Below are 21,028 nucleotides of genomic sequence, written 5' to 3'. Positions count from 1 at the left end.
GAGATCATGAACAACCAGAGCAGCACCGCCGCCACACTGCGTGACAACGCGCAGGTGGCCCAGATCCTCGGCCGCAACTACAGCGCCGGCTTCGTCACCCAGATCGAGATGACCGGCCTGCCGCCGGGCCTGGACGAGGACACCATCCGCGCGCTGTCCGCGGTCAAGCGCGAACCGGAGTGGATGACCGAGTGGCGGCTTGAGGCCTACCGCCACTGGCTGACCATGCCGAAACCGGACTGGGCCAAGCTCAACATCGACCCGATCGATTACCAGGCGATCAGCTATTACGCCGCGCCCAAGAAGCAGCCCAAGTCGCTGGACGAAGTCGACCCGGCGCTGCTGGAAACCTACGAGAAGCTCGGCGTGCCGCTGCACGAGCGCGCCGCGCTGGCCGGCGTGGCGGTGGACGCGGTGTTCGACTCGGTCTCGGTCGGCACCACCTTCCGCAAGCAGCTGGCCGACGCCGGCGTGCTGTTCTGCTCGATGAGCGAAGCGATCCGCGAATACCCCGAGATCGTGCAGAAATACCTGGGCAGCGTGGTGCCCACCGGCGACAACTTCTTCGCCGCGCTGAACTCGGCGGTGTTCTCCGACGGCAGCTTCGTGTTCATCCCGAAAGGCGTGCGCTGCCCGATGGAGCTGAGCACCTATTTCCGCATCAACGCACAGAACACCGGCCAGTTCGAGCGCACCCTGATCGTGGCCGAGGAAGGCGCCCACGTCTCCTACCTCGAAGGCTGCACCGCGCCCAAGCGCGACGAGAACCAGCTGCATGCGGCGGTGGTGGAACTCGTGGCGCTGGAAAAGGCGCAGATCAAGTATTCCACCGTGCAGAACTGGTACCCCGGCGACGAGAACGGTGTGGGCGGCATCTACAACTTCGTGACCAAGCGCGGCGACTGCCGCGGCGACGATTCGAAGATCTGCTGGACCCAGGTCGAGACCGGCTCGGCGATCACCTGGAAATACCCTTCCGTGGTGCTGCGCGGCGACCGCTCGGTGGGCGAGTTCTACTCGGTGGCGCTGACCCACCACTTCCAGCAGGCCGACACCGGCACCAAGATGATTCACCTCGGCAAGCACACCAAGTCGAAGATCGTCTCCAAGGGCATCAGCGCAGGCAAGAGCTCCAACAGCTACCGCGGCCTGGTGAAGATGGAGAAGGGCGCCGAGGGTGCGCGCAACTACACCCAGTGCGACAGCTTGCTGATCGGCAAGAAGTGCGGCGCACACACCTTCCCGTACATGGAAGTGAAGAACCCCACCGCGATCGTCGAGCACGAGGCGACCACCTCGAAGATCTCCGACGAACAGATGTTCTACTGCCGCAGCCGCGGCATCGGCGAGGAAGACGCCGTGTCGATGATCGTCGACGGCTTCTGCAAGCAGGTCTTCCGCGAACTGCCGATGGAGTTCGCGGTGGAGGCGAAGAAGCTGCTTGAGGTGAGCCTCGAAGGCGCGGTGGGTTGATGTTTATTCCTTCTCCCTCCGGGAGACAAATCGGCAGGACTGCCGTTTTGCACGGCGCGAGCCGCCGAAGGCAAGGCACATGGATGTGCCGAATGAAGGTGCCCGAAGGGCGGATGAGGGTACGGGCGGAGCGAGACATTGCGGCCCGCCCCGAACCCTCACCCCAACCCCTCTCCCGATGGGAGAGGGGCTAAAGAAACCAGGAACAACCATGCTCAAAATCGAAAACCTGCACGCCCGCGTCGCGGGCAAGGAAATCCTCAAGGGGCTCAGCCTCGAAGTGAATGCGGGCGAAGTGCACGCGATCATGGGGCCGAACGGCGCCGGCAAGTCGACGCTGGGCAACGTGCTGTCCGGCCGCGAGGGCTACGAGGTGACCGCCGGTTCGGTGACCTACAACGGCATCGACCTGCTGCAGCTTTCGCCGGAAGCGCGCGCAGCGGCCGGCGTGTTCCTGGCGTTCCAGTACCCGGTGGAGATTCCCGGCGTCAACAACACCTATTTCCTGCGCGCGGCGCTCAACGCGCAGCGCAAGACGCGCGGCGAGAAGGAACTCGATTCCATGCAGTTCCTCAAGCTGGTGCGCGAGAAGCTCAAGGTGATGCAGATCTCCGACGAGTTGCTGCACCGCGCGGTCAACGAGGGCTTCTCCGGCGGCGAGAAGAAGCGCAACGAGATCTTCCAGATGGCGGTGCTGGAGCCGCAGCTGGCGATCCTCGACGAGACCGACTCGGGCCTGGACATCGACGCGCTGAAGCAGGTGGCGCAGGGCGTCAACACGCTGCGTTCGCCGGATCGCGCGTTCCTGATGATCACCCACTACCAGCGCCTGCTCGACTACGTGGTGCCGGATTTCGTGCACGTGCTGGCGAACGGCCGCATCGTCGAGAGCGGCGACAAGTCGCTGGCGCTGAAGCTGGAAGAGCACGGCTACGCCGGGCTTGGCACGGGGGCCGTGGCATGAACCAGCCGGCATCCCTGCCGTTGGCCGCGTCGCTGCTGGACGCGCCGCTGCCGGCCAGCGGCATCGCCTGGCTGGATGAGGCGCGCCGCGAGAACCGCGCCGCGTTCGCTGTCGGCGGGCTGCCCGGCGCGCGGGTCGAGGCGTGGAAGTACACCGCGCTGCGCGGTCTCGGCCAGCGCCGCTTCGCCGCCGGCGACGCCGGAGCGGCGACGCGCGACGTCGATGCCGCCGAGTTCGCCCTGCCGGGCGTGGGCGGGCCGCAGCTGGTCTTCGTCAACGGCGTGTTCCGCGCCGACCTGTCGGCGCTCGAGGCGCTGCCCGACGGGCTGTCGCTGCAGCCGCTGGCGCAGGCCCTGCGCGACGACGCGGAGCCGCTGCGCTTTGCCTTGTCGCGGCCGGCCTTGGTCGGGCACGTCCGCGAGGGCGGCGACGCGTTCGTGCAGGTCAACGCCGCCAGCGCCGCCGACGGTGTGGTGCTGAAAGTCGCCGCCCACGCGACGATCGCGGTGCCAGTGCAACTGGTCTTCGTCGGCACCGCCGCGGAAAGCGAACTGGCCTGGCATGCGCGCAACCTGATCGAGCTGGGCGAGGGCGCCTCGCTGGCGCTGGTCGAGCACCACGTGGGCCACGGCGAGCAGGCCCAACTGGCCACCCTGGTCGGCGACGTCGAACTGCACGAAGGCGCGCAACTCCACTACACCGTGCTGCAGAACACCGCGACCGGCGCCAACCTGATCCGTCGCAGCGGCTTGCGCCTGCACGCGCGCGCGCAGATGCGGCTGCACGTGCTGGAGCTGGGCGGCGCGCTGGTGCGGCACGACCTGCAGGCCGAGCTGGTCGGCGACGGAGCGCAGCTGCACACCCGCGGCGTGTTCATGCCGCACGGCCGCCAGCACGTCGATACCCAGCTGGCGATCCGCCACCAGGCGCTGAACACCACCTCCACCTCCACCTGGCGCGGTGTCGCCAACGACCGTGCACGCGGCGTGTTCCGCGGCGCGATCCTGGTGGCGCCCGGCGCCGACGGCAGTGATGCCAGCCTCACCAACAAGAACCTGCTGCTGTCGCCGAATGCCGAGATCGACACCAAGCCGGAGCTGGAGATCTACGCCGACGAGGTGCAGGCCGCGCACGGCGCCACCGTGGGCCAGCTCGACGAGCGTTCGCTGTTCTACCTGCGCTCGCGCGGCATCCCGCTGGCCGAGGCGCGTGCGCTGCTGACTGCCGCATTCTGCCGCGCGGTACTGGACGACGTGCCGAACGAGGCGCTGCGCGAGCATTTGTCGGCGTTGCTGAGCGCGCAATTGCCGGACTGATGCCCTTATCGCCTCCCCCGCTTGCAGGGGGAGGCGGGGAGGGGTAAGGCTTGTGATCTGAAGGTCAGGAGCGACCCCTCCCCAACCCTCCCCTGCGACCGAAGGAAGTCCCTTTGGGGCAAGCAGGGAAGGGACCCAACCGGATTCCCTCGAATGAACACCACCGTCAGCACGCCCACCGTCTTCGACGTCCAGCGCATCCGCGCGGATTTCCCGCTGCTGGCGCGCACGGTGCACGACAAGCCGCTGGTGTACCTGGACAACGCCAACACCAGCCAGAAGCCGCTGTCGGTGATCGAGGCGGTGGACCGGCACTACCGCGAGCGCAACGCGAACGTGGCGCGCGCGGTGCACCAGCTGGGCGAGGAAGCGACCGCCGCCTACGAAGGCGCACGCGACCGGTTGGTGCGCTTCCTCAACGCGCCCTCGCGCAACGAGGTGATTCTCACCTCCGGCACCACCCAGTCGATCAACCTGGTCGCCTACAGTTACGCGTTGCCGCAGCTGAAGCCCGGTGACAGCATCCTCACCACGGTGATGGAGCACCACGCCAACATCGTGCCGTGGCAGCTGGTGGGTGCGCGCAGTGGCGCCACGGTGAAGGCCGCGCCGATCGACGAGCGCGGCGAGCTGATCGTGGAGAAGTACGTCGAGATGCTGACGCCTGAGGTGAAGCTGGCCTGCGTCACCCACGTTTCCAACGTGCTGGGTACGGTCAACCCGGTGCGCGAGATCGCGCGCGAATGCCGGAAACGCGGCATCCCGCTGCTGGTCGACGGCTCGCAGGCAGCGCCGCACCGGCCGGTCGACGTGCAGGCGCTGGGCTGCGATTTCTACGCGGTCACCGGGCACAAGATGCTCGGCCCCACCGGCACCGGCGCGCTGTGGGCGAAGCGCGAACACCTGGAGGCGATGCCGCCGTTCTTCGGCGGCGGCGAGATGATTCGCGAGGTGAAGTTCTCCGGCACCACCTTCGCCGCGCCGCCGCACAAGTTCGAGGCCGGCACGCCGAACATCGCCGGCTTCGCCGGGCTGTCGGCGGCGATCGACTATTACGCCTCGGTGGGCTTCGAGGCGATCCATGCCTGGGAGCAGCAGCTGCTGCACTACGCCACCGAGCGCCTGCGCGAGGTTCCCGGCCTGCGCATCATCGGCGAGGCGGCCGAGAAGGAGCCGGTGATCTCGTTCCTGCTGGAAGGCGCGCAGGCCACCGACCTGGCCACCCTGCTCGACCTGCAGGGCGTCGCGGTGCGCTCCGGCCATCACTGCGCGCACCCGCTGATGCAGTTCTACGGCGTACCCGCCACGCTGCGCGCCTCGCTCGCGTTCTACAACACGCGCGAGGAGATCGACGCGTTCGTGGTGGCCTTGCTCAAGGTACGCAAGCTGCTGATGTGAGGCGGCGCCCGCCCGCATGGTCTGTCGCCGCCGTCGGCATTATGCTTTCCGTTCCACCCGCCACGACCGACTCCATGCTCGCCAAGCTCCCCGGCCCGATCCGCATCCCGCTGGCCCTGCTGCTGCTCGCCGCCAATATCCTGCTGCACGTGCTGCCGCTGTTCGCGCTCAGCCTGGTCAAGGTGGTCGTGCCGGTGCACGGGATCCGGCTTGCCTGCTCGCGCATGCTGGTGGCGATCGCGGAGAGCTGGATCGGCGTCAACAACTTCCTGTTCGGCTTGTTCACCCGCATCCGCTGGCAGGTCGAGGGGCTGGCCGGCCTGCGTCGCGACGGCAACTACCTGGTGCTGTGCAACCACCAGAGCTGGGTGGACATCCCGGTGCTGCAGAAGGTGTTCAACCGGCGCGTGCCGTTCATGCGCTTCTTCCTCAAGCAGCAGCTGATCTGGGTGCCTCTGCTCGGGCCGGCGTGGTGGGCGCTGGATTTCCCGTTCATGAAGCGCTACTCGCGGGAAACCCTGCTGCGCCATCCCGAACTGCAGGGCCGCGACCGCGAGGCCACCCGGCAGGCCTGCGCGAAGTTCCGCCACATGCCGGTGTCGGTGATGAACTTCGTCGAGGGCACCCGTTTCACGCCGGCCAAGCATGACGCGCAGTCCTCGCCGTACCGGCACCTGCTGCGGCCGAAGGCCGGCGGGCTGGCGTTCGTGCTGGACGCGATGGGCGACGCGCTGCACGCGACCCTCGACGTCACCATCGTCTATCCGGAAGGCCGCGGCACGATGATGGATCTGATTGCCGGTCGCGTGCACGACATTCGCGTGCACGTGCGCGAGCTGCCGATCGACGCCACCCTGGTGGGCAGCTACGACGACGACGCGGCGTTTCGCGGGCGCGTCAAGCTGTGGGTCAATGCGCTGTGGCGCGAGAAGGACGCCCGGGTCGCGCAGATGCTGATGGCGGCGGATGCCGCACCGATGGGAGAGTGACATGCGTATTCTGATCGTGGGCGCCGGTGCCACCGGTGGCTACTTCGGCGGTCGCCTGCTGCAGCACGGGCGCGACGTGACGTTCCTGGTGCGCGAAAAGCGCGCGGCACAACTGGCGCAGCATGGCCTGTCGATCAGGAGCGCCACCGGCGACGCCGACCTGCGTTCGCCGCCGACCGTACTGGCCGGCGACCTGCGCGGGCCGTACGAGCTGATCCTGCTGAGCTGCAAGGCGTATGGCCTGGAGCAGGCGATGGCCGACATCGCGCCGGCGGCAGGGCCGCAGACCGTCATCCTGCCGCTGCTCAACGGCATGCGCCAGCTCGACCTGCTCGATGCGCGCTTCGGTGCGCAGCACGTGCTCGGCGGGCAGTGCGTGATCGCCGCCACGCTGGATGCAGACGGCGCCGTGCGCCACCTCAATACCTCGCACAGCCTCACCTTCGGCGAGCGCGACGGCAGCGCGTCGGCGCGCATGCGGCGAATCACGCAGGCGCTGTCCGATGCGGGCTTCGATGCGCGGCCGAGCAGCACGGTGCTGCAGGACATGTGGGACAAATGGATCTTCCTGGCGGCGCTGGCCGGCATCACCTGCCTGATGCGCGGCTCGGTCGGCGAGATCGTGGCTGCGCCGGGCGGCAGCGCGGCAGCGCTGGATCTGCTGGAGGATTGCCGCGCGGTGGCCGAGCGTGCCGGGCATGCGCCGAGCGAGCAGACCCTGCAGCGGGCCCGCGGCGTGCTGACCGAGGCCGGCTCCACGCTGACCGCCTCGATGCTGCGTGACCTGCAGCATGGCCACCCGATCGAAGCCGACCACATCGTCGGCGACCTGCTGGCCCGCGCCGACCGCTCGCGCGACGAAGGCTCGCTGCTGGCGACGGTGTATGCGCATCTGAAGGTCTACGAAGCGGGCCGAGCCTGATCGCCGCCATGTAGGAGCCCGCTCGCGGGCGATGCTCTTGGAGCCGTGGCTCGGGGTTCGGGATTCACAAAAGCAAAGGCATCGCCCGCGAGCGGGCTCCTACGGGCCATCCGTGGCATCCGCCGTAGCCGCGCCGTGGCCGGTCGCGTGACCTACCAGATCTTCACCTGCTTCGCGCCGTCGCGCACCATCGCGTCGCCTGTCCTGCACTGGAACGCCCTGGCGAACTCCGGCATGTTCGACGGCGCACCGATCGCGCGGAATTTCGCCGGTGCGTGCGGGTCGGTGTTGAGCAGGGTCAGCTGCGCCTCCGGGCGGATGTTGCCGCGCCACACGCGGGCCCAGTTCAGGAAGAAGCGCTGCTCCTGGGTGTAGCCGTCGATCTTGCGCTGCGCCTCGGCCGGGTTCTTCGCCAGCGCCATCTGCAGCGCGGTGTAGGCCGCGTTGAGGCCGCCCAGGTCGCCGATGTTCTCGCCCATGGTGAGCTGGCCGTTGACGTGCTTGCCCGGCAGCGCCTCGTAGCCCTCGAACTGCGCGCCGAGCTTCGCGGTGCGCGTCTCGAACGCCGAGCGGTCGGCGTCGGTCCACCAGTTGACGTTGTTGCCGCGGGCGTCGAACTTGCTGCCCTGGTCGTCGTAGCCGTGGCCCATCTCGTGGCCGATCACCGCGCCGATGCCACCGTAGTTGATCGCGTCGTCTGCGTTGGCGTCGAAGAACGGTGGCTGCAGGATCGCGGCCGGGAACACGATCTCGTTCTTCTGCGCGCTGTAGTAGGCGTTCACCGTCTGCGGGGTCATGCCCCATTCGCTGCGGTCGACCGGCTTGCCGATCTTGGCGATGGCGTAGTCGTAGTTGAACTTGTTCGCCGCCTGCACGTTGGCGTAGTAGTCGCCCGGCGTCAGCGCCAGACCGGACCAGTCGCGCCACTTGTCCGGGTAGCCGATCTTCGGCACGAAGGTGGCCCACTTCTGCAGCGCCTTCTGCCTGGTCGCGTCGCTCATCCATTCGAGCTGCTCGATGCGCGTGCGGAAGGCCGCGCTGAGGTTGGCCACCAGTTCCTCGGCGCGCTGCTTCGCGGTCGGCGAGAAGTGGTCGGCCACGTACAGCTGGCCCAGTGCCATGCCCATGCCGTCGTTGGTGGTCTCCAGCACGCGCTTCCAGCGCGGCTTCATTGCCTTCTGGCCGTTCAGGGTCTGCGCGTTGAACGCGAAATCCTCGCGCTGGAACGGCGTGGACAGGTACGGCGCCGCGTTGGCGATCGCGTGGTAGCGCAGGTAGGCCTGCCATTGCGCCAGCGGCACGCCGCCCAGCATCTTCTGCACCTCGGCGAAGAACTTCGGCTGCGACAGCGAGAAGCCGTCCTTCACGTCGGCACCCTGTGCCTTGAAGAACGCGGCCCAGTCGAAGTCCGGCGTGACCTTGTCGGCCTCGGCGAGGCTGACGTAGTGGTAGCGGTTGTTCGGGTTGCGCATTTCCACCGGGGGCAGCGACACGGCGGCGAGGCGGGTTTCGAACGCCAGCACCGACTTGGCCTGCTGCTGCGCGTCGGTGGCGCCGACGCCGGTCAGTTCCAGCAGCTTGGCGATGTGCGCGACGTAGGCGGCGCGGATCTTGGCGAAGTCGGGCTTGGCGTAGTAGTCGACGGTGGGCAGGCCGAGGCCGCCCTGGCCGGCGTAGGCGATCTGCCGGTTGGAATTCTTGAAGTCGGCGTTGCCGAAGAAGCGGAACAGCACCGGCTCGCCACGTGCGTAGCTGTCGCGGATGTAGCCGACCACGTCGGCGCTGCTGTTCAGCCCGGCGATGCGCGCCAGTTGCGGCTTGATCGGGTCGAAGCCGGCCTGGTCGATGGCCGCCTGGTCCATGCCGGAGGCGTACAGGTAGCCGATCTTCTGCTCGATCGAACCCGGCCTGGCGGCAGCCGCATCGTGCGCGGCCTTCTCGACGATCGTGTGCTGCACGTTGAGGCTGTCCTCGCGCAGCGCATCGAACGAACCCCAGCGCGTGCGGTCGGCGGGAATCGGGTTGGCGGCCACCCACTTCGCGTTGACGAAGCCGTTGAAGTCGGTGCAGGCCTTGATCGAGCCGTCCAGCTCGCCCACGTCGAATGCGGTGGTGGAGGCGGTGGAGGCGGCCAGCGCGCCGCCACCCAGCGTCATCGCCAGGGCGAATGCCAGCGGCTTGATGCAACGGTGCTTCATGGATGGCTTCCTTCGGGTCGGGGGACGCGGGCGTCCGGTCGTGGCGGGTGCCGCAACATATTGCGAGGCTCGCAGGCTAGGCAGCAAGGCGGGGAACTGCCCAGTGTCGAAGGTCACGCCCGGCTGCCTGTTCCAGGTCATAGTGGGCTCGCCCTGCGGCGCACTATCATCGCGGCGATGAGCGCACAAACCCTTCCCGTTTTCCGCGCGGCGACCCCTGCCGACGTCGATGCCATCGTGGCCCTGGTCGAATCCGCGTACCGCGGCGAATCCGGCCTGCGCGGCTGGACCACCGAGTCGCACCTGCTGGACGGCCAGCGTACCGATGCGGCCGATGTGCGCGCGCTGATCGGGCGGCCCGGCAGCCGCATCCTCTTGGCCGAACGCGACGGCCGGCTGGTCGCCAGCTGTCACATCGAACGCCAGGGCGACAACGGCTACTTCGGCATGTTCGCGGTCGACCCGGCCGGGCAGGGCGGTGGCCTCGGCAAGCAGGTGCTGGCCGAGGCCGAGCGGATCGCGCGCGAGGAGTGGCATTGCCGCGGCATGCGCATGACGGTGATCGTGCAGCGCGAGGAACTGATCGCCTGGTACGGCCGCCGCGGCTACCGGCGTACCGGCGAGTACCAGCCGTTCCCCTATGGCGACGAGCGTTTCGGCATCCCGCGCCGCGACGATCTGCGCTTCGAGGTATTGCGCAAGGACTTCGACGAGGTGACGGCATGAACGGCTGGGTACGGGTCGGCACGCGCAGCGACTTCCTGCCGGGCGAGTACAAGGTGGTGTGGGACGGCGACACGCCGATCGCGGTGTACAACATCGACGGCGCGCTGTACGCGGTGGAGGACATCTGCACCCACGACGGCGGCGATCTGGCCGGTGGCGAGGTGTTCGGCTTCGAGGTGGAATGCCCGCGCCACGGCGCCCGCTTCGACCTGCGCACCGGCGCGGTGACGAAACCGCCGGCGTACGAGCCGATCGCCAGTTTCCCGGTGCGCGAGGACGACGGCGCGATCTGGACCCGCGACGATCGCTGATATCCTGCGCGCCGCTGGCGTTTGCCGGTGGTGATGGGGCAGGGGCAGCCGTGAAGAACCGTTGGCGGGCGATGCTCGCATTCGTCGTGTTGTGGCTGCTGTACCAGTCGGCCGAAGGCGTCGGCGGACGCTGGCTGCACAGTTTTCCGGTGCAGGCCGGCCTGATGCTCTCGTGCGTGCTGGTGGCCTGGCCGCTGTCGCGCTGGCTCGGCTATCGCGGCTACGGCGCGTACGCGCTGACCCTTAGGCATGGCTGGCAGACATGGTTGCCAGCCGGCTTGTTGCTGGCCGTGCTGGCGAAGTTTGCCGCAGTGCGGCTCGGCCTGGCCTGGGGCGTCTATGCGCCCGACCCGCAGACAGCCAGCGGCGGCGTGGCCAGCCTGCTGTCCGCGCTGCCGTTGCTGTTGCTTTCCACCTTCGTGGCATCGCTGGCCGAGGACATCCTGACCCGCGGCTTCTGGTATCGCGCCGCCGGCGTGCACTGGCGCGGCGGTGTGGTGTTCGTGCTGGCATCCAGCACGATCTACGTGCTCAACCACATCTACCGTCTTGCCGACGGCCCGCTGGAGTGGTTCACGTTGTTCAGCTTCGGGCTGGCTTATGCCGCCGCGTTGTGGCGCAGTGGCAGCCTGTGGGCAGCGGTCGGCCTGCATTGGGGCTGGAACCTGGGCAACGGCGTGGTCGATGCCACGCTGCCCGCGACCGTGGTGGATGCGCGGATGGCTCCCTGTCTGTCCATCGGTGCACACCTGCTGATGCTGTTGCTGGTACTGGCCTTGCCGACATCGCGCGTGGCCTCACAGGTGGTAGACGAACGCCAGTGATTCCGACAGCTGCGTGCGCGAGCCGTAACGGGTGACCAGCGGACTGTCGGCAGCATCGCCGAGCAAGCGCCCGTAGACCAGCGCCAGCGCCATGCCGGTGTGCCGGCTGGTGGGCATGAACAGGTTGTACTCCAGCGAGGCCAGCTGGCTGCCGGCGCCAGGTTGCCACGCGCGCACCGACAAGGCGCGCGCGGCTTGCGGACCGATGCCGAAGAAGCGGTTCATCGCCGGCGCGTTCATCGCCTGCCAGTGCAACTCGAAGGATTGCTCCAGCAGGCCGATCGGCGGCGGGTCCCATTCCGCATACAGCTCCAGATAGGCGCCGGCGCCGTTGATGTCGTGGCGGAGGCTGCCGCCCACGTCGAGCTGCCGGTTGAGCTGCCATTCGAGGTAGCCGCCCAGGTTGATCCGCGGCGCCAGCGACGGGATCTTCCCGCCCAGGCTGCCGAGGTCGTCGCGCGAGCGACCCCATTGGTAATCGCCATGGATGCCGGCGTGCCATGTGTCGCCGTGGACCAGCTGGATCTGCAGCCCGTCCAGGGTGGAGAAGCTGCCGCGACCGGGCAGTTCGATGTCGATGTACGGCAGCGGCTCGCTGTGCTGGTTGCTGGCGCCGGGCCAGCTGGGCATGCGTTGCATGCCGACGCCGACAGCGAGCGTGGTCGGCTCGGCCGCTGCGGTGCAGCCCGGCAGCCACAGCAGGCACGCGGCCAGCAGCAGGCCAAGTTGCAACGGGATGGCGCAGTGGTTCGGCATGGGGTGGCAGCATACGGGCTGCCGGCGTGCTTCAGCGGGCGACACGGTGCGTACGCTCAGCATCCGTTCGGAAAGGGGAAAGGGCGCCGAAAGACAGCGTTCCTAGGCTGCACCACATCATCCATGCGAGTGTGCCGACGATGCCCGTTTCCGGCTGGACCATCCTGTGCGATTTCGACGGCACCATTTCCGTCGAGGATGTGATCGACTCGCTGCTCGATCGTTTCGGTCGTCCCGGCTGGGAAGTGCTGGAGCAGGATTGGCGCGCCGGCCGGATCGGTTCGCGCGAGTGCATGGCCGGCCAGGTCGACCTGCTGCAGATGAGCCGCGCCGAACTCGATGCGCACCTGGCCGAGATGTGGATCGACCATGCGTTTCCGGGTTTCGTGGCGAAGGCGCGCGAGCTCGGCGTGCCGATCCGCGTGGTCAGCGACGGCCTCGATTATGCGATCCACCGCATCCTCGCCCGCTACGGCCTGGACGACCTGCCGCTGGCGGCGAACCACCTGGCGCCGGCCGAACCGCCGCGGCAGTGGCAGCTGACCTCGCCGTTCCAGGCGGACGGTTGCCGCAGCGGCACCTGCAAGTGCGCCTGCGTGGGTCAAGCCCGCGAGACGGGGGCGAAGACCCTGCTGATCGGCGACGGCGCCTCGGATTTCTGCGCTGCCGACCGCGTCGACTTCGTGTTCGCCAAGCACCGCCTGATCGAGCACTGCCGCGCCGCCGGCATCCCCTACGTGCCGATCACCGGCTTCGAGGACGCGCTCGAGTTCTTGCCGCGACTGCTCGACGGCAGCCTGTCCGGCCATCCCACCGCAACCGCATCGGCGACGACAGCCTGAGCGGTCGCCTTGCCACCCATCCCCCGCTCTCCGACTCCGGACTCCCGATGAATGTTTTCGACAAGAACGCTTCCGTGGTGATCGACGACGCCGAGCTGCTCGCCGACGAGGCGAAGTACAGCTCGTTCGGCGACACCGTGCACTACGTCGACCCGCCAAAGATCTTCCGCCACGGCGAAGGCAGCTACATGTTCGACACCGCCGGCACGCCGTTCCTGGATCTGCAGATGTGGTACTCGGCGGTCAACTTCGGTTACGGCAACAAGCGCCTCAACGACACGCTGAAGCGCCAGATCGACCTGCTGCCGCAGGTGGCCAGCCAGTACCTGCACCAGACCCGCATCGAGCTGGCCAAGACGGTGGCGCTGGACGCGAAGAAGAAGTTCGGCCTGGACGGCCGCGTGCACTTCAACGTGGGCGGCGCGCAGGCGATCGAGGATTCGCTCAAGCTGGTGCGCAACTACAAGAACGGCAAGAGCCTGATGTTCGCCTTCGAGGGCGGCTACCACGGCCGCACCCTGGGCGCCTCGTCGATCACCTCCAGCTACCGCTACCGCCGCCGCTTCGGCCACTTCGGCGAGCGCGCGATGTTCCTGCCGTTCCCGTACCCGTTCCGCCGCCCGAAGGGCATGACGGCGGAGGAGTACTCGGACGCCTGCGTGAACCAGTTCGCGCGCCTGTTCGAGACCGAATACAACGGTGTGTGGGATCCGAAAACGAACCAGTGCGAATACGCCGCGTTCTACGTCGAGCCGATCCAGGGCACCGGCGGCTACGTCGTGCCGCCGATGAACTTCTTCAAGGACCTGAAAAAGGTGCTCGACCAGTACGGCATCCTGCTGGTGGTGGACGAGATCCAGATGGGTTTCTGGCGCACCGGCAAGCTGTGGTCGATCGAGCACTTCGGCGTGACGCCGGACGTGATCGTGTTCGGCAAGGCGCTTACCAACGGCCTCAACCCGCTGTCCGGCCTGTGGGCGCGCGAGGAGATGATCAACCCGACCATCTTCCCGCCGGGCTCCACCCACAGCACGTTCAACTCCAACCCGCTGGGCACCGCGCTGGGTCTGGAAGTGATCAAGATGGGCTACGAGCTGGACTACGAGAAGACCGTGCCAGTGAAGGGCGCGCACTTCCTCGAAGGCCTGCGCGGGCTGCAGAAGAAGCACAAGGAAATCGGCGACGTGGATGGCCTGGGCCTGGCGCTGCGTGCCGAGATCTGCACGGAGGACGGCTTCACTCCGAACAAGGCGCTGCTCGACCGCATGGTCGACATCGGCCTGGCCGGCGACCTCACGCACAACGGCAAGAAGATCGGCCTCGTGCTCGACGTGGGCGGCTGGTACAAGAACGTGATCACCTTCGCGCCGTCGCTGGACATCACGCACGAGGAGATCGATCTGGCGATCAGCCTGCTGGATCAGCTGCTGACCAAGGCGAAGAAGGGCTGATACGCGTATAGCGGATGGAAGGCCCGGCAGGCGACTGCCGGGCCTTTTTCATGTCCGCGACTTTCTCCCTCTCCCCGCCATGCCTGCGAAGGCAGGCATCGCACTTCATCCACCATGCCTGCGACGGCCAGCTCTCTGCCGCGTCCCCCATGCTCGTCATGCCTGCGAAGGCAGGCATCGCATTTCATCCGTCATGCCTGCGACGGCCAGCTCTCTGCCGCGCCCCTCATGCTCGTCATGCCTGCGAAGGCAGGCATCGCATTTCATCCACCATGCCTGCGACGGCCAGTTCTCTGCCGCGCCCCCCATGCTCGTCATGCCTGCGAAGGCAGGCATCGCATTTCATCCACCATGCCTGCGACGGCCAGTTCTCTGCCGCGCCCCCATGCTCGTCATGCCTGCGAAGGCAGGCATCGCACGTCATGCCTGCGACGGAGCTTCCAGGCAGGCCAAAGCTTTCGTCTGCCTGCGGCAGCCGAGCTACTTTCTCTTTGCGTGCTCAAAGAGAAAGTAGCCAAAGAGAAAGTAGCCAAAGAGAAAGAGCACCCCGCTTGGCGCTTGCCGGGCATCGGGCAACTGCTCCCTGCGTTGCCTCAACTCGGGCATCCATGCCCTCGCCTGCCCGGCAAGTCCGTGAGCCGGGGCCGGGCTTTTCGACAGGGCATCCTGCCCTGTCGAAAAGGAGCCGACATCCCTGTCGGCTCCCGCTGCGCGGCCTGTCGTCCCCGCCTCACCGCCGCACAGGGGCCCCGGGTAGAGCAGCGCGCCATCCTGGCGCGCACTCGGTGCGCAGCCGCTTCGCAGTCGCGAGAGCAGGGCGCGGCGGCAAAGGGAACGTTCTCTATCGGCCAGAAGCGGACGTCCTCTCTCCTGTACCAAACCGAACGGAGTCATTGCATCCTCGACAGATGCATTCACTTGTTGCGGGCTTCTGGTCGGATACCTAGCCTAGGTCCGCTGTTAGTATCTCCCTGAACGACGCCGCCGCACCGGGATTTTCATGGACGAGAAAGATTTACCCAAGATCCCCACCCACTTGGAAGAGCAGCTGCGACTGCGCCGTCTCCAACCGGAGTTGGAACCCTTAGCAAGGGAGCTGGTCGAACTCGCCAGTGCCGGGAGCCGCGAACTGTGGCCTGAGTTGACCCCTGAACGGCTGAAGGACGATACCGACTTCCGCCACAGGTTCCACGTGCTGGCACATGACGGCATGTATAAGGCTCAGGAGCGGATGGTCGAGCGCATCCTCACCGGCGTGCCGCTAGACGTCTCCGAGACCATCCTCTTCCGCGGCGTGGCTGACTCGATCGCTTGGGCGATGATTGGTGGCCAGCTGTGCTACGCGAGGCGCCTATATCGTGAGCAGAAGCAGCCGGACCTAGCCCAATCTAACTTTGAGTCGGTGGTGGCCGCTACCCGAGCCATTCGAGAGCGAGACCCGGGCTGCATGCCCTTGATTACAGACCTGACGTCTTTCATCCAGGTAGGCGACCTGATGTGTGTTTCACCCAGCAGGAGAATGACGCTAATTGAGGTGAAGCAGGGTAAGCACAACAAGCACGTCTTGGACTTGGTGAGTTTCTACCAAGAGTCGGGCTGCGAGAGGTTTCGGGAGATCCTTACCCAAACTGAGCCGCCGCACACCCTCAAGCAGTTCGAACGCGTGATACGACAGGAAGCCCGAATGGCGTTCATCGGCGAAGTGATGGGCAAGGGTTTTGCCAAGGACCCGGACACGAGAATCGACGTCTCTATCCCAGAGCGGGCCGTTGACATGGAAAGCTGGGACGAGGCGCTGAACGAGTTGATTAAGCGGGCGCGGGAGAAGAACTGGGCCTACGAGGTCCAAGGCTCGCTGTTCATGGGCGCGTACTGGGGCGACCCGTGGAGCAAGCAGGGGCATTTTGCCTTCTTGGGAGCCTTAGGCCTTGTGCGCGACTTGAAGAAGGACTTTTGCATTATTCGGCTTGCGGACTGTATGAATCACCCACTTGCGCCGCCGATTTTTTCGCGACGGCTGGAGGTCGACACAATGTTCGACCTGCTATTCGGACGATTGAATGTGTGCGTGGCCGTCAGTGTTCCGGACCTGATCCATGAATGCGAAAGCGCTGGACTCGATGCCCGCGTGGCCACGCGCAAAGAACTGGCCGAAGCTCGCCGGATGCACGCGGACCCCGTCCTAGTCGACGGCAAGGGTGTGATGTTTGGCTTGGAAGGCAGGGAGATGCTGCTGCTCGGTGGCATCATCTTCCGGGCACTGTTCCACGGGCAGCGACCGGCTTCGGTGATCCGCGGCTACTTGGAAAGCTCTGACGAGATGCCGGAGCCCCTTGCGGCCGGAGTCGGGAGCTGACCAGCAGTCCACAGGGAGACCACCCGGGAACCGCTTCCCGATGCCAGCTACATGTCAGGACCAGACGCTACGCAAACCATGAACCGCCGCTGCTCTAGCCCTTCAGAGCCGTGCATTCTTGGCTCTTTCTTCGAGCAACTGCTATGACACTTCCCGCCGATTTCGTTGCTGAACTCAAGTGCCCACCGTTCACTGACATCCTCGCTGAGCTGCAGCGCAAGGATCGATCGCCGCAGTCGACGTTTTGTGCCCTCGGGAACGAGGTCGCACCAAGCGATCTGTACTGCTATTTCCGCGCTCGATTCGGTCTTCCGAACGGCCCGCAAAATTTCTTGCGGAATGATAGCTCGGACAACCTGATCCACTGGGAATGGATGCTACGGATCTCCACCGGTTGGGTGCTGTTCCAGGGCATGAACTTCCGGACAGCCGTCGTCTTTCTTGATGTTCCCGGCATCAATCAGGCCGACATGGCAAATCTCGCTGCCCATATCAAGGCTGACTTCGCGAGTCACGGACAACAGATGGCTCAGTTGCGAAGGTCGCTCGAAGACTGGACCGAATTCGTGAACCCATATCAGCGAATTCGCAGTTCTGTCGACTCGCTTCTCCGCGAACTAGACGCTTTGAAACTTCGGCCCGAGGACGAGGAAATTCCGGACATTACGAGCGTTCAACAAGTGTGTGACGCCGACTGGTCTGAGGTGAGTGCAAGGTATTCGAAAGGCCTTGGCTTGTGCTTCGGCATCCGGTCTATGCTCCCGGTAATGGCCGAAGCGTTTGTCAATCTTCTGCTATTCGCTCTCATGCGGCCGGAAATAAAGTCCGACGAAAGACTGCGAGACAACGCCATCCGCCAGCCTATCGACGTTCGCATCAAGAGTCTTTCGATGACCTGCGTAGGCTTCGAATCCCCTGTGGATTACAAGCACGCAGCGTTCAAGGCATATCACACACTGGTGAACGAAAGAAACGACCTGCTTCATGGCAATGTTGTACTTGAGAAACTCAAGTTCAACGAGGTCTTTTTCAATGGCCGTGTGCCCGTCTTCAAGTGCTACCGGTCGCTATGGGAGCGCACTGTCGGTGTTGATATTCAAGCGGTTGGCCTGCACCGTTTGGCGAACGAAGTCCAAGTTGTAGACAGCATGGTGGACCAGTTGAAGTCGCACATGACTCCGACCACACGCAAGTTCATCGAACAAGTATCCGAGCAACGTGACCTCGCCCTTGACGAAGGGAGAGGAAAGTTCGGTGTGCTGTTCTCCCGGCGCTTGGTCAACATGTTCACGCCTGACGACGGTGAAGCCGACCTCAATACAGCGGTCTGAGTCGGTGCAGCCAGACTCGATAGCAACCTAGACGTCTTTCGCGATCGCTTTGCCCCTCGGCAACTAAGCCGGAGCTGCGTTACCTCTCGCAGGCGTCGCGAGCAGCTGGTGAGTTTCTCGCGGCAGACCAGACAGTTGGAACTCGGGGCGCCAAGTGCATAAATGACCGCAGTCGAAAATGGATACCGGTCGCCCCAAGCCAAGTTATGGTCTTGGCTGGAGGGGCGCCATGTGTTCGTCAACGAGGGCGCGGTAGGCCTCAAGCGCTGCCAATGCCAGATTCCGTTGCCGCCCAAGCGCTGCCACGACCTTGGCGAGAGGCATAGCTGGTCGTCCGCCAAAACCGTACGCCGCTCCCTTGGGCAGCTTTTCTCGCGAATACATGCTGTGCATGCCCCAAAGGACACGAGGCGGGAGCCGATGGGTGTAACGCTCACGGAAATATTCGGTATCCGCTTGATAGCCTCCGTCGTTGAGCAGGTTCACTGCGCTTCGAAGTGTGGGGAAAGCCACCCATCCATTGCCATACTTGTCGCAAATCGCCCCGTTGATCTTTCTATCCTCGGGAAGGTCATCCACCCATGCGCTACCCATTTTCGCGTGGTTGGCTAGATGACAAAGGTGAGCCACGGCGTAGAGCATCCGCTGCTGGATGACATAAGGAAGATTCATAGCGACGGTGGCAAGTCGATCGACGAAGGCAATGGCGATCTCGAACAGATCGTCTTCACAAAGTCCCTGGGTTGCCTTGTCCCACGCCATTAGGTCGTGGATGTACATCGTCAGTTCGTTGATCGCGTTGGGGAGCGCCATGCCGGCCTCTTGCCGCAACTCGACGTAAGGCAGCCAGTGCCCATCGTAGGGGCCACCCTTGTCGTCTTCATAAGTGGCAAAGTTCCCCTGAGTCGGCGGTGCAATGGCACGCTTGGCCTCCAGGAAGGCCTGATAACGACTCAACTCCTTCGCGTCGCGTTCGATCAGCATGCGGCTCAGATTCCAAATTTAGGATGTCCGAAGCATAGCGGCAGTGACGGCATTCCCTTCCGACCTCCGGACATGGTCACCGCATCCACAAGCCACCCCATGATAGGTCCGCTTTGGGTCGCAAGCGGTCGATCAGCAATTGGCTTTGGAGCTCTTGCCCTCGTGGGGAACGTGACAGTTCGCGCGCGGTGCTGTGGCTTTGCTCCGGCTTTCTCCAAAAGTGCGGGCCAGGATGGCCCGCTGCTCTACCGGGGCCCCTGTGCGGCGGTGAGGCGGGGTCGACAGGCCGCGCAGCGGGAGCCGACAAGGATGTCGGCTCCTTTTCGCCAGGGCAGGATGCCCTGTCGAAAAGCCCGGCCCCGGCTCACGGACTTGCCGGGCAGGCGAGGGCATGGATGCCCGAGTTGAGGCAACGCAGGGAGCAGTTGCCCGATGCCCGGCAAGCGCCAAGCGGGGTGGCCTTTCTCTTTGGTTACCTTTCTCTTTGGCCACGCAAAGAGAAAGTAACTCGGCTGCCGTAGGCAGACGAAAGCTCTTGCTCTCAAATGCCGTCGCGCCAAGCAAGAGCATCGCGCGCAAGCGCGCTCCTACAGGGCATTCGTCGTCTTGCGCGACGGCTGAAGCGCGATTCCTGCCTTCGCAGGAATGACGAGCGGAGAGGCGGACTTGTTTGGGGCGCCGTCACTCAGGACGCCCGCTTCAACGCCAGCACCGCATTCAACCCCCCGAACGCGAACGAATTGCTGAGCACCGCCCGCACCGGCATCTCGCGCGCCACGTTCGGCACGTAGTCGAGGTCGCAGGCAGGGTCGACCTGGTTGAGGTTGGCGGTGGGCGGCACCACGTTCTCGCGCAGCGCGCCGATCGCGGCGACCAGTTCCAGCGCGCCGGAGGCGCCGAGCGCGTGGCCGTGCATGGACTTGGTGGAGGACACCGCGAGGCGGTCGGCGTACGCGCCGAAGGCCAGGCGGATCGCGCGCGTCTCGGTGACGTCGTTGGCCTGGGTGCCGGTGCCGTGGGCGTTGATGTAATCCACGTCTTGCGGGTTCAGTTCGGCCTCTGCCAGTGCCAGGCGCATCGCCGTAGCGGCGCCTTCGGCGCTGGGCATCACGATGTCGCTGGCGTCGGCGCTCATGCCGGTGCCGGCCAGTTCGGCGAGGATGGTGGCGCCACGCGCCTGCGCGTGCTCCAGTGATTCCAGCACGAAGATGCCGGCGCCTTCGCCGAGCACCAGGCCGCGCCGGTTCGCGCTGAACGGACGGCAGGTGTCGTCGGCCACGACGCGCATCGCCTCCCATGCGCGCAGCGCGCCGTAGGTGAGGCAGGCTTCGGTGCCGCCGGTGACGGCGGCGTCGGCCATGCCGTAACGGATCATCTGCGCGGCCTGGATGATCGCGTGGTTGGCCGAGGCGCAGGCGCTGGCCACGGCGTAGGTGGGGCCGTGCAGGCCGTACGCGATGCTGATCTGGCTGGCCGAGGCGTTGGTCATCAGCCGCACGATGGTGAGCGGGTGCGCGCGCTGTGCGTTCTCGGCATACAGGCGCCGGCTCTGCTCGTCCTGGGTGGTCTCGCCGCCCACGCCGGTACCCACGATCACCGCGGTGCGCAGGCCCAGGCCGCCGGCGAAGTCCACGCCGGACTGCGCCACCGCCTCGCGCGCCGCGTGCAGCGCGAACTCCGAGGTGCGGTCGAGCAGGGGCAGGGTGCGCTCGTCGATGTGGGCGGCGGGGTCGAAACTCTCCGGTACCTGGGCGGCGACCTTCACGCGCAGGCGTTCGGCATCCGGGTGCCGCAGCGGGCCGATCGCACTGCGGCCCTCGCGCAGGCCCTGCCACAGTGCCGCGGCGCCCACGCCCAGCGGGCTGATCGCACCCATGCCGGTGATCACCACCCGGCGCGTCGATACGGTCGGCATCACTTGCTTCCTTCGCCCGTGGCGGCCTTGTCGTCCAGCGCTTTCTGCACCGCGTCGACCAGGCTCTGCGCGGTGTCGGTGTCGAAGTTGGCGCCCTGCTGGTCGGGGAAGTTGATGTTGAAGTGTTCCTCGATGTCGAAGATCATCTCGATCGCTTCCAGCGAGGCGACGCCCAGGTCCTTCAGGGTGGATTCGGGCCTGATCGTCGCCACCTCGATCTTGGCCTGCTTGGCGATGATCTCGAACACCTGCTGCTGGATCGTTGCGGTCAT

18 protein-coding genes are annotated in these 21,028 nt (G+C 65.8%); 13 read left to right on the top strand and 5 right to left on the bottom strand.

The features are described from left to right. Nucleotides 1-6 precede the first annotated feature (6 nt). The 6 genes from sufB to panE all read left to right on the top strand — a co-directional run bounded on the left by sufB (nt 7) and on the right by panE (nt 7,062). Entirely contained in the window at nt 7-1,473 is a 1,467-nt protein-coding gene (sufB, locus tag RHOOR92_RS0106880; protein WP_162829213.1) for a Fe-S cluster assembly protein SufB, read from the top strand. 211 nt (nt 1,474-1,684) lie between these two features. Then, nucleotides 1,685-2,437 carry a Fe-S cluster assembly ATPase SufC gene (gene sufC, locus RHOOR92_RS0106875; protein WP_027489924.1) on the top strand — a complete coding sequence of 251 codons (753 nt, stop codon included), beginning with the start codon at nt 1,685-1,687 and terminating at the stop codon, nt 2,435-2,437. Then, nucleotides 2,434-3,753, top strand: coding sequence for a Fe-S cluster assembly protein SufD (gene sufD / locus RHOOR92_RS0106870; protein WP_027489923.1), 1,320 nt, complete (start codon nt 2,434-2,436; stop codon nt 3,751-3,753). The genes sufC and sufD overlap by 4 nt, the downstream gene beginning before the upstream one ends. 153 nt (nt 3,754-3,906) lie before the next feature. After that, on the top strand, nt 3,907-5,151 hold the full coding sequence (locus RHOOR92_RS0106865) for a cysteine desulfurase (protein WP_027489922.1): 1,245 nt from the start codon (nt 3,907-3,909) through the stop codon (nt 5,149-5,151). A 74-nt stretch (nt 5,152-5,225) separates the two neighbouring features. Next, entirely contained in the window at nt 5,226-6,140 is a 915-nt protein-coding gene (locus tag RHOOR92_RS0106860) for an acyltransferase (protein ID WP_027485175.1), read from the top strand. 1 nt (nt 6,141) lies between these two features. Then, nucleotides 6,142-7,062: a 2-dehydropantoate 2-reductase gene (panE, locus tag RHOOR92_RS0106855; RefSeq protein ID WP_027485176.1), complete on the top strand. Its 921-nt coding sequence runs from the start codon at nt 6,142-6,144 to the stop codon at nt 7,060-7,062. A gap of 152 nt (nt 7,063-7,214) precedes the next feature. Here panE and RHOOR92_RS0106850 read toward each other — a convergent pair whose 3' ends face one another. Further along, nucleotides 7,215-9,260, bottom strand: coding sequence for a M13 family metallopeptidase (locus RHOOR92_RS0106850; protein ID WP_027489921.1), 2,046 nt, complete (start codon nt 9,258-9,260; stop codon nt 7,215-7,217). A gap of 177 nt (nt 9,261-9,437) precedes the next feature. On the opposite strand from RHOOR92_RS0106850, the gene RHOOR92_RS0106845 reads away from it, so the two are divergent. The 3 genes from RHOOR92_RS0106845 (at nt 9,438) to RHOOR92_RS0106835 (ending at nt 11,121) form a co-directional block, all read left to right on the top strand. Continuing rightward, entirely contained in the window at nt 9,438-9,986 is a 549-nt protein-coding gene (locus tag RHOOR92_RS0106845) for a GNAT family N-acetyltransferase (protein WP_027489920.1), read from the top strand. Next, nucleotides 9,983-10,297 carry a non-heme iron oxygenase ferredoxin subunit gene (locus RHOOR92_RS0106840; protein WP_007512127.1) on the top strand — a complete coding sequence of 105 codons (315 nt, stop codon included), beginning with the start codon at nt 9,983-9,985 and terminating at the stop codon, nt 10,295-10,297. The genes RHOOR92_RS0106845 and RHOOR92_RS0106840 overlap by 4 nt, the downstream gene beginning before the upstream one ends. 71 nt (nt 10,298-10,368) lie before the next feature. Beyond that, the gene (locus RHOOR92_RS0106835) at nt 10,369-11,121 is read left to right on the top strand and encodes a type II CAAX endopeptidase family protein (protein ID WP_027489919.1); all 753 of its coding nucleotides are present in this window, start codon (nt 10,369-10,371) and stop codon (nt 11,119-11,121) included. On the opposite strand, the gene RHOOR92_RS0106830 is transcribed toward RHOOR92_RS0106835, so the two are convergent. Further along, nucleotides 11,095-11,877 carry a MipA/OmpV family protein gene (locus RHOOR92_RS0106830; protein ID WP_015447134.1) on the bottom strand — a complete coding sequence of 261 codons (783 nt, stop codon included), beginning with the start codon at nt 11,875-11,877 and terminating at the stop codon, nt 11,095-11,097. The two genes, RHOOR92_RS0106835 and RHOOR92_RS0106830, sit on opposite strands and share 27 nt — an antisense overlap. 140 nt (nt 11,878-12,017) lie before the next feature. Between RHOOR92_RS0106830 and RHOOR92_RS0106825 the strand changes: the two genes are divergently transcribed. The 4 genes from RHOOR92_RS0106825 (at nt 12,018) to RHOOR92_RS18595 (ending at nt 17,857) form a co-directional block, all read left to right on the top strand. Further along, nucleotides 12,018-12,719: an MtnX-like HAD-IB family phosphatase gene (locus tag RHOOR92_RS0106825; RefSeq protein WP_007512133.1), complete on the top strand. Its 702-nt coding sequence runs from the start codon at nt 12,018-12,020 to the stop codon at nt 12,717-12,719. Between the two features lie 47 nt (nt 12,720-12,766). Next, the gene (locus RHOOR92_RS0106820; RefSeq protein ID WP_027489918.1) at nt 12,767-14,170 is read left to right on the top strand and encodes an aminotransferase class III-fold pyridoxal phosphate-dependent enzyme; all 1,404 of its coding nucleotides are present in this window, start codon (nt 12,767-12,769) and stop codon (nt 14,168-14,170) included. A 1,000-nt stretch (nt 14,171-15,170) separates the two neighbouring features. Continuing rightward, on the top strand, nt 15,171-16,526 hold the full coding sequence (locus RHOOR92_RS0106810) for a hypothetical protein (protein WP_027489917.1): 1,356 nt from the start codon (nt 15,171-15,173) through the stop codon (nt 16,524-16,526). 143 nt (nt 16,527-16,669) lie between these two features. Further along, entirely contained in the window at nt 16,670-17,857 is a 1,188-nt protein-coding gene (locus tag RHOOR92_RS18595; protein WP_037115020.1) for a hypothetical protein, read from the top strand. A gap of 204 nt (nt 17,858-18,061) precedes the next feature. On the opposite strand, the gene RHOOR92_RS0106800 is transcribed toward RHOOR92_RS18595, so the two are convergent. The 3 genes from RHOOR92_RS0106800 to RHOOR92_RS0106790 form a co-directional block, all read right to left on the bottom strand. After that, on the bottom strand, nt 18,062-18,841 hold the full coding sequence (locus RHOOR92_RS0106800) for a hypothetical protein (protein WP_027489915.1): 780 nt from the start codon (nt 18,839-18,841) through the stop codon (nt 18,062-18,064). Between the two features lie 685 nt (nt 18,842-19,526). Beyond that, nucleotides 19,527-20,756, bottom strand: a complete 1,230-nt coding sequence (locus RHOOR92_RS0106795) for a beta-ketoacyl-[acyl-carrier-protein] synthase family protein (RefSeq protein ID WP_027489914.1) — start codon at nt 20,754-20,756, stop codon at nt 19,527-19,529. Continuing rightward, complete coding sequence (locus tag RHOOR92_RS0106790; RefSeq protein WP_007512144.1) at nt 20,756-21,028, bottom strand: phosphopantetheine-binding protein; 273 nt, start codon at nt 21,026-21,028, stop codon at nt 20,756-20,758. Before RHOOR92_RS0106790 ends, RHOOR92_RS0106795 begins: the two co-directional genes overlap by 1 nt.

The sequence above is a fragment of the Rhodanobacter sp. OR92 genome, assembly GCF_000427545.1.
Classification (GTDB): Bacteria; Pseudomonadota; Gammaproteobacteria; order Xanthomonadales; family Rhodanobacteraceae; genus Rhodanobacter; species Rhodanobacter denitrificans.
The sequence above is the reverse complement of the archived record's forward strand: the minus strand, read 5'-3'. Positions and strand labels throughout refer to the sequence as shown.

Bases quoted from the DNA above. Each gene is read 5' to 3' on its own strand.
- RHOOR92_RS0106825 (WP_007512133.1), top strand. From the start codon at position 12,018: ATGCCCGTTTCCGGCTGGACCATCCTGTGCGATTTCGACGGCACCATT.
- RHOOR92_RS0106820 (WP_027489918.1), top strand. From the start codon at position 12,767: ATGAATGTTTTCGACAAGAACGCTTCCGTGGTGATCGACGACGCCGAG.
- RHOOR92_RS0106810 (WP_027489917.1), top strand. From the start codon at position 15,171: ATGGACGAGAAAGATTTACCCAAGATCCCCACCCACTTGGAAGAGCAG.
- RHOOR92_RS0106845 (WP_027489920.1), top strand. From the start codon at position 9,438: ATGAGCGCACAAACCCTTCCCGTTTTCCGCGCGGCGACCCCTGCCGAC.
- RHOOR92_RS0106865 (WP_027489922.1), top strand. From the start codon at position 3,907: ATGAACACCACCGTCAGCACGCCCACCGTCTTCGACGTCCAGCGCATC.
- RHOOR92_RS0106835 (WP_027489919.1), top strand. From the start codon at position 10,369: ATGCTCGCATTCGTCGTGTTGTGGCTGCTGTACCAGTCGGCCGAAGGC.
- RHOOR92_RS0106790 (WP_007512144.1), bottom strand. From the start codon at position 21,028: ATGACCGCAACGATCCAGCAGCAGGTGTTCGAGATCATCGCCAAGCAG.
- RHOOR92_RS0106860 (WP_027485175.1), top strand. From the start codon at position 5,226: ATGCTCGCCAAGCTCCCCGGCCCGATCCGCATCCCGCTGGCCCTGCTG.
- panE (WP_027485176.1), top strand. From the start codon at position 6,142: ATGCGTATTCTGATCGTGGGCGCCGGTGCCACCGGTGGCTACTTCGGC.
- RHOOR92_RS0106830 (WP_015447134.1), bottom strand. From the start codon at position 11,877: ATGCCGAACCACTGCGCCATCCCGTTGCAACTTGGCCTGCTGCTGGCC.
- sufD (WP_027489923.1), top strand. From the start codon at position 2,434: ATGAACCAGCCGGCATCCCTGCCGTTGGCCGCGTCGCTGCTGGACGCG.
- RHOOR92_RS0106800 (WP_027489915.1), bottom strand. From the start codon at position 18,841: ATGCTGATCGAACGCGACGCGAAGGAGTTGAGTCGTTATCAGGCCTTC.
- RHOOR92_RS0106840 (WP_007512127.1), top strand. From the start codon at position 9,983: ATGAACGGCTGGGTACGGGTCGGCACGCGCAGCGACTTCCTGCCGGGC.
- RHOOR92_RS18595 (WP_037115020.1), top strand. From the start codon at position 16,670: ATGACACTTCCCGCCGATTTCGTTGCTGAACTCAAGTGCCCACCGTTC.
- sufB (WP_162829213.1), top strand. From the start codon at position 7: ATGAACAACCAGAGCAGCACCGCCGCCACACTGCGTGACAACGCGCAG.
- RHOOR92_RS0106795 (WP_027489914.1), bottom strand. From the start codon at position 20,756: ATGCCGACCGTATCGACGCGCCGGGTGGTGATCACCGGCATGGGTGCG.
- RHOOR92_RS0106850 (WP_027489921.1), bottom strand. From the start codon at position 9,260: ATGAAGCACCGTTGCATCAAGCCGCTGGCATTCGCCCTGGCGATGACG.
- sufC (WP_027489924.1), top strand. From the start codon at position 1,685: ATGCTCAAAATCGAAAACCTGCACGCCCGCGTCGCGGGCAAGGAAATC.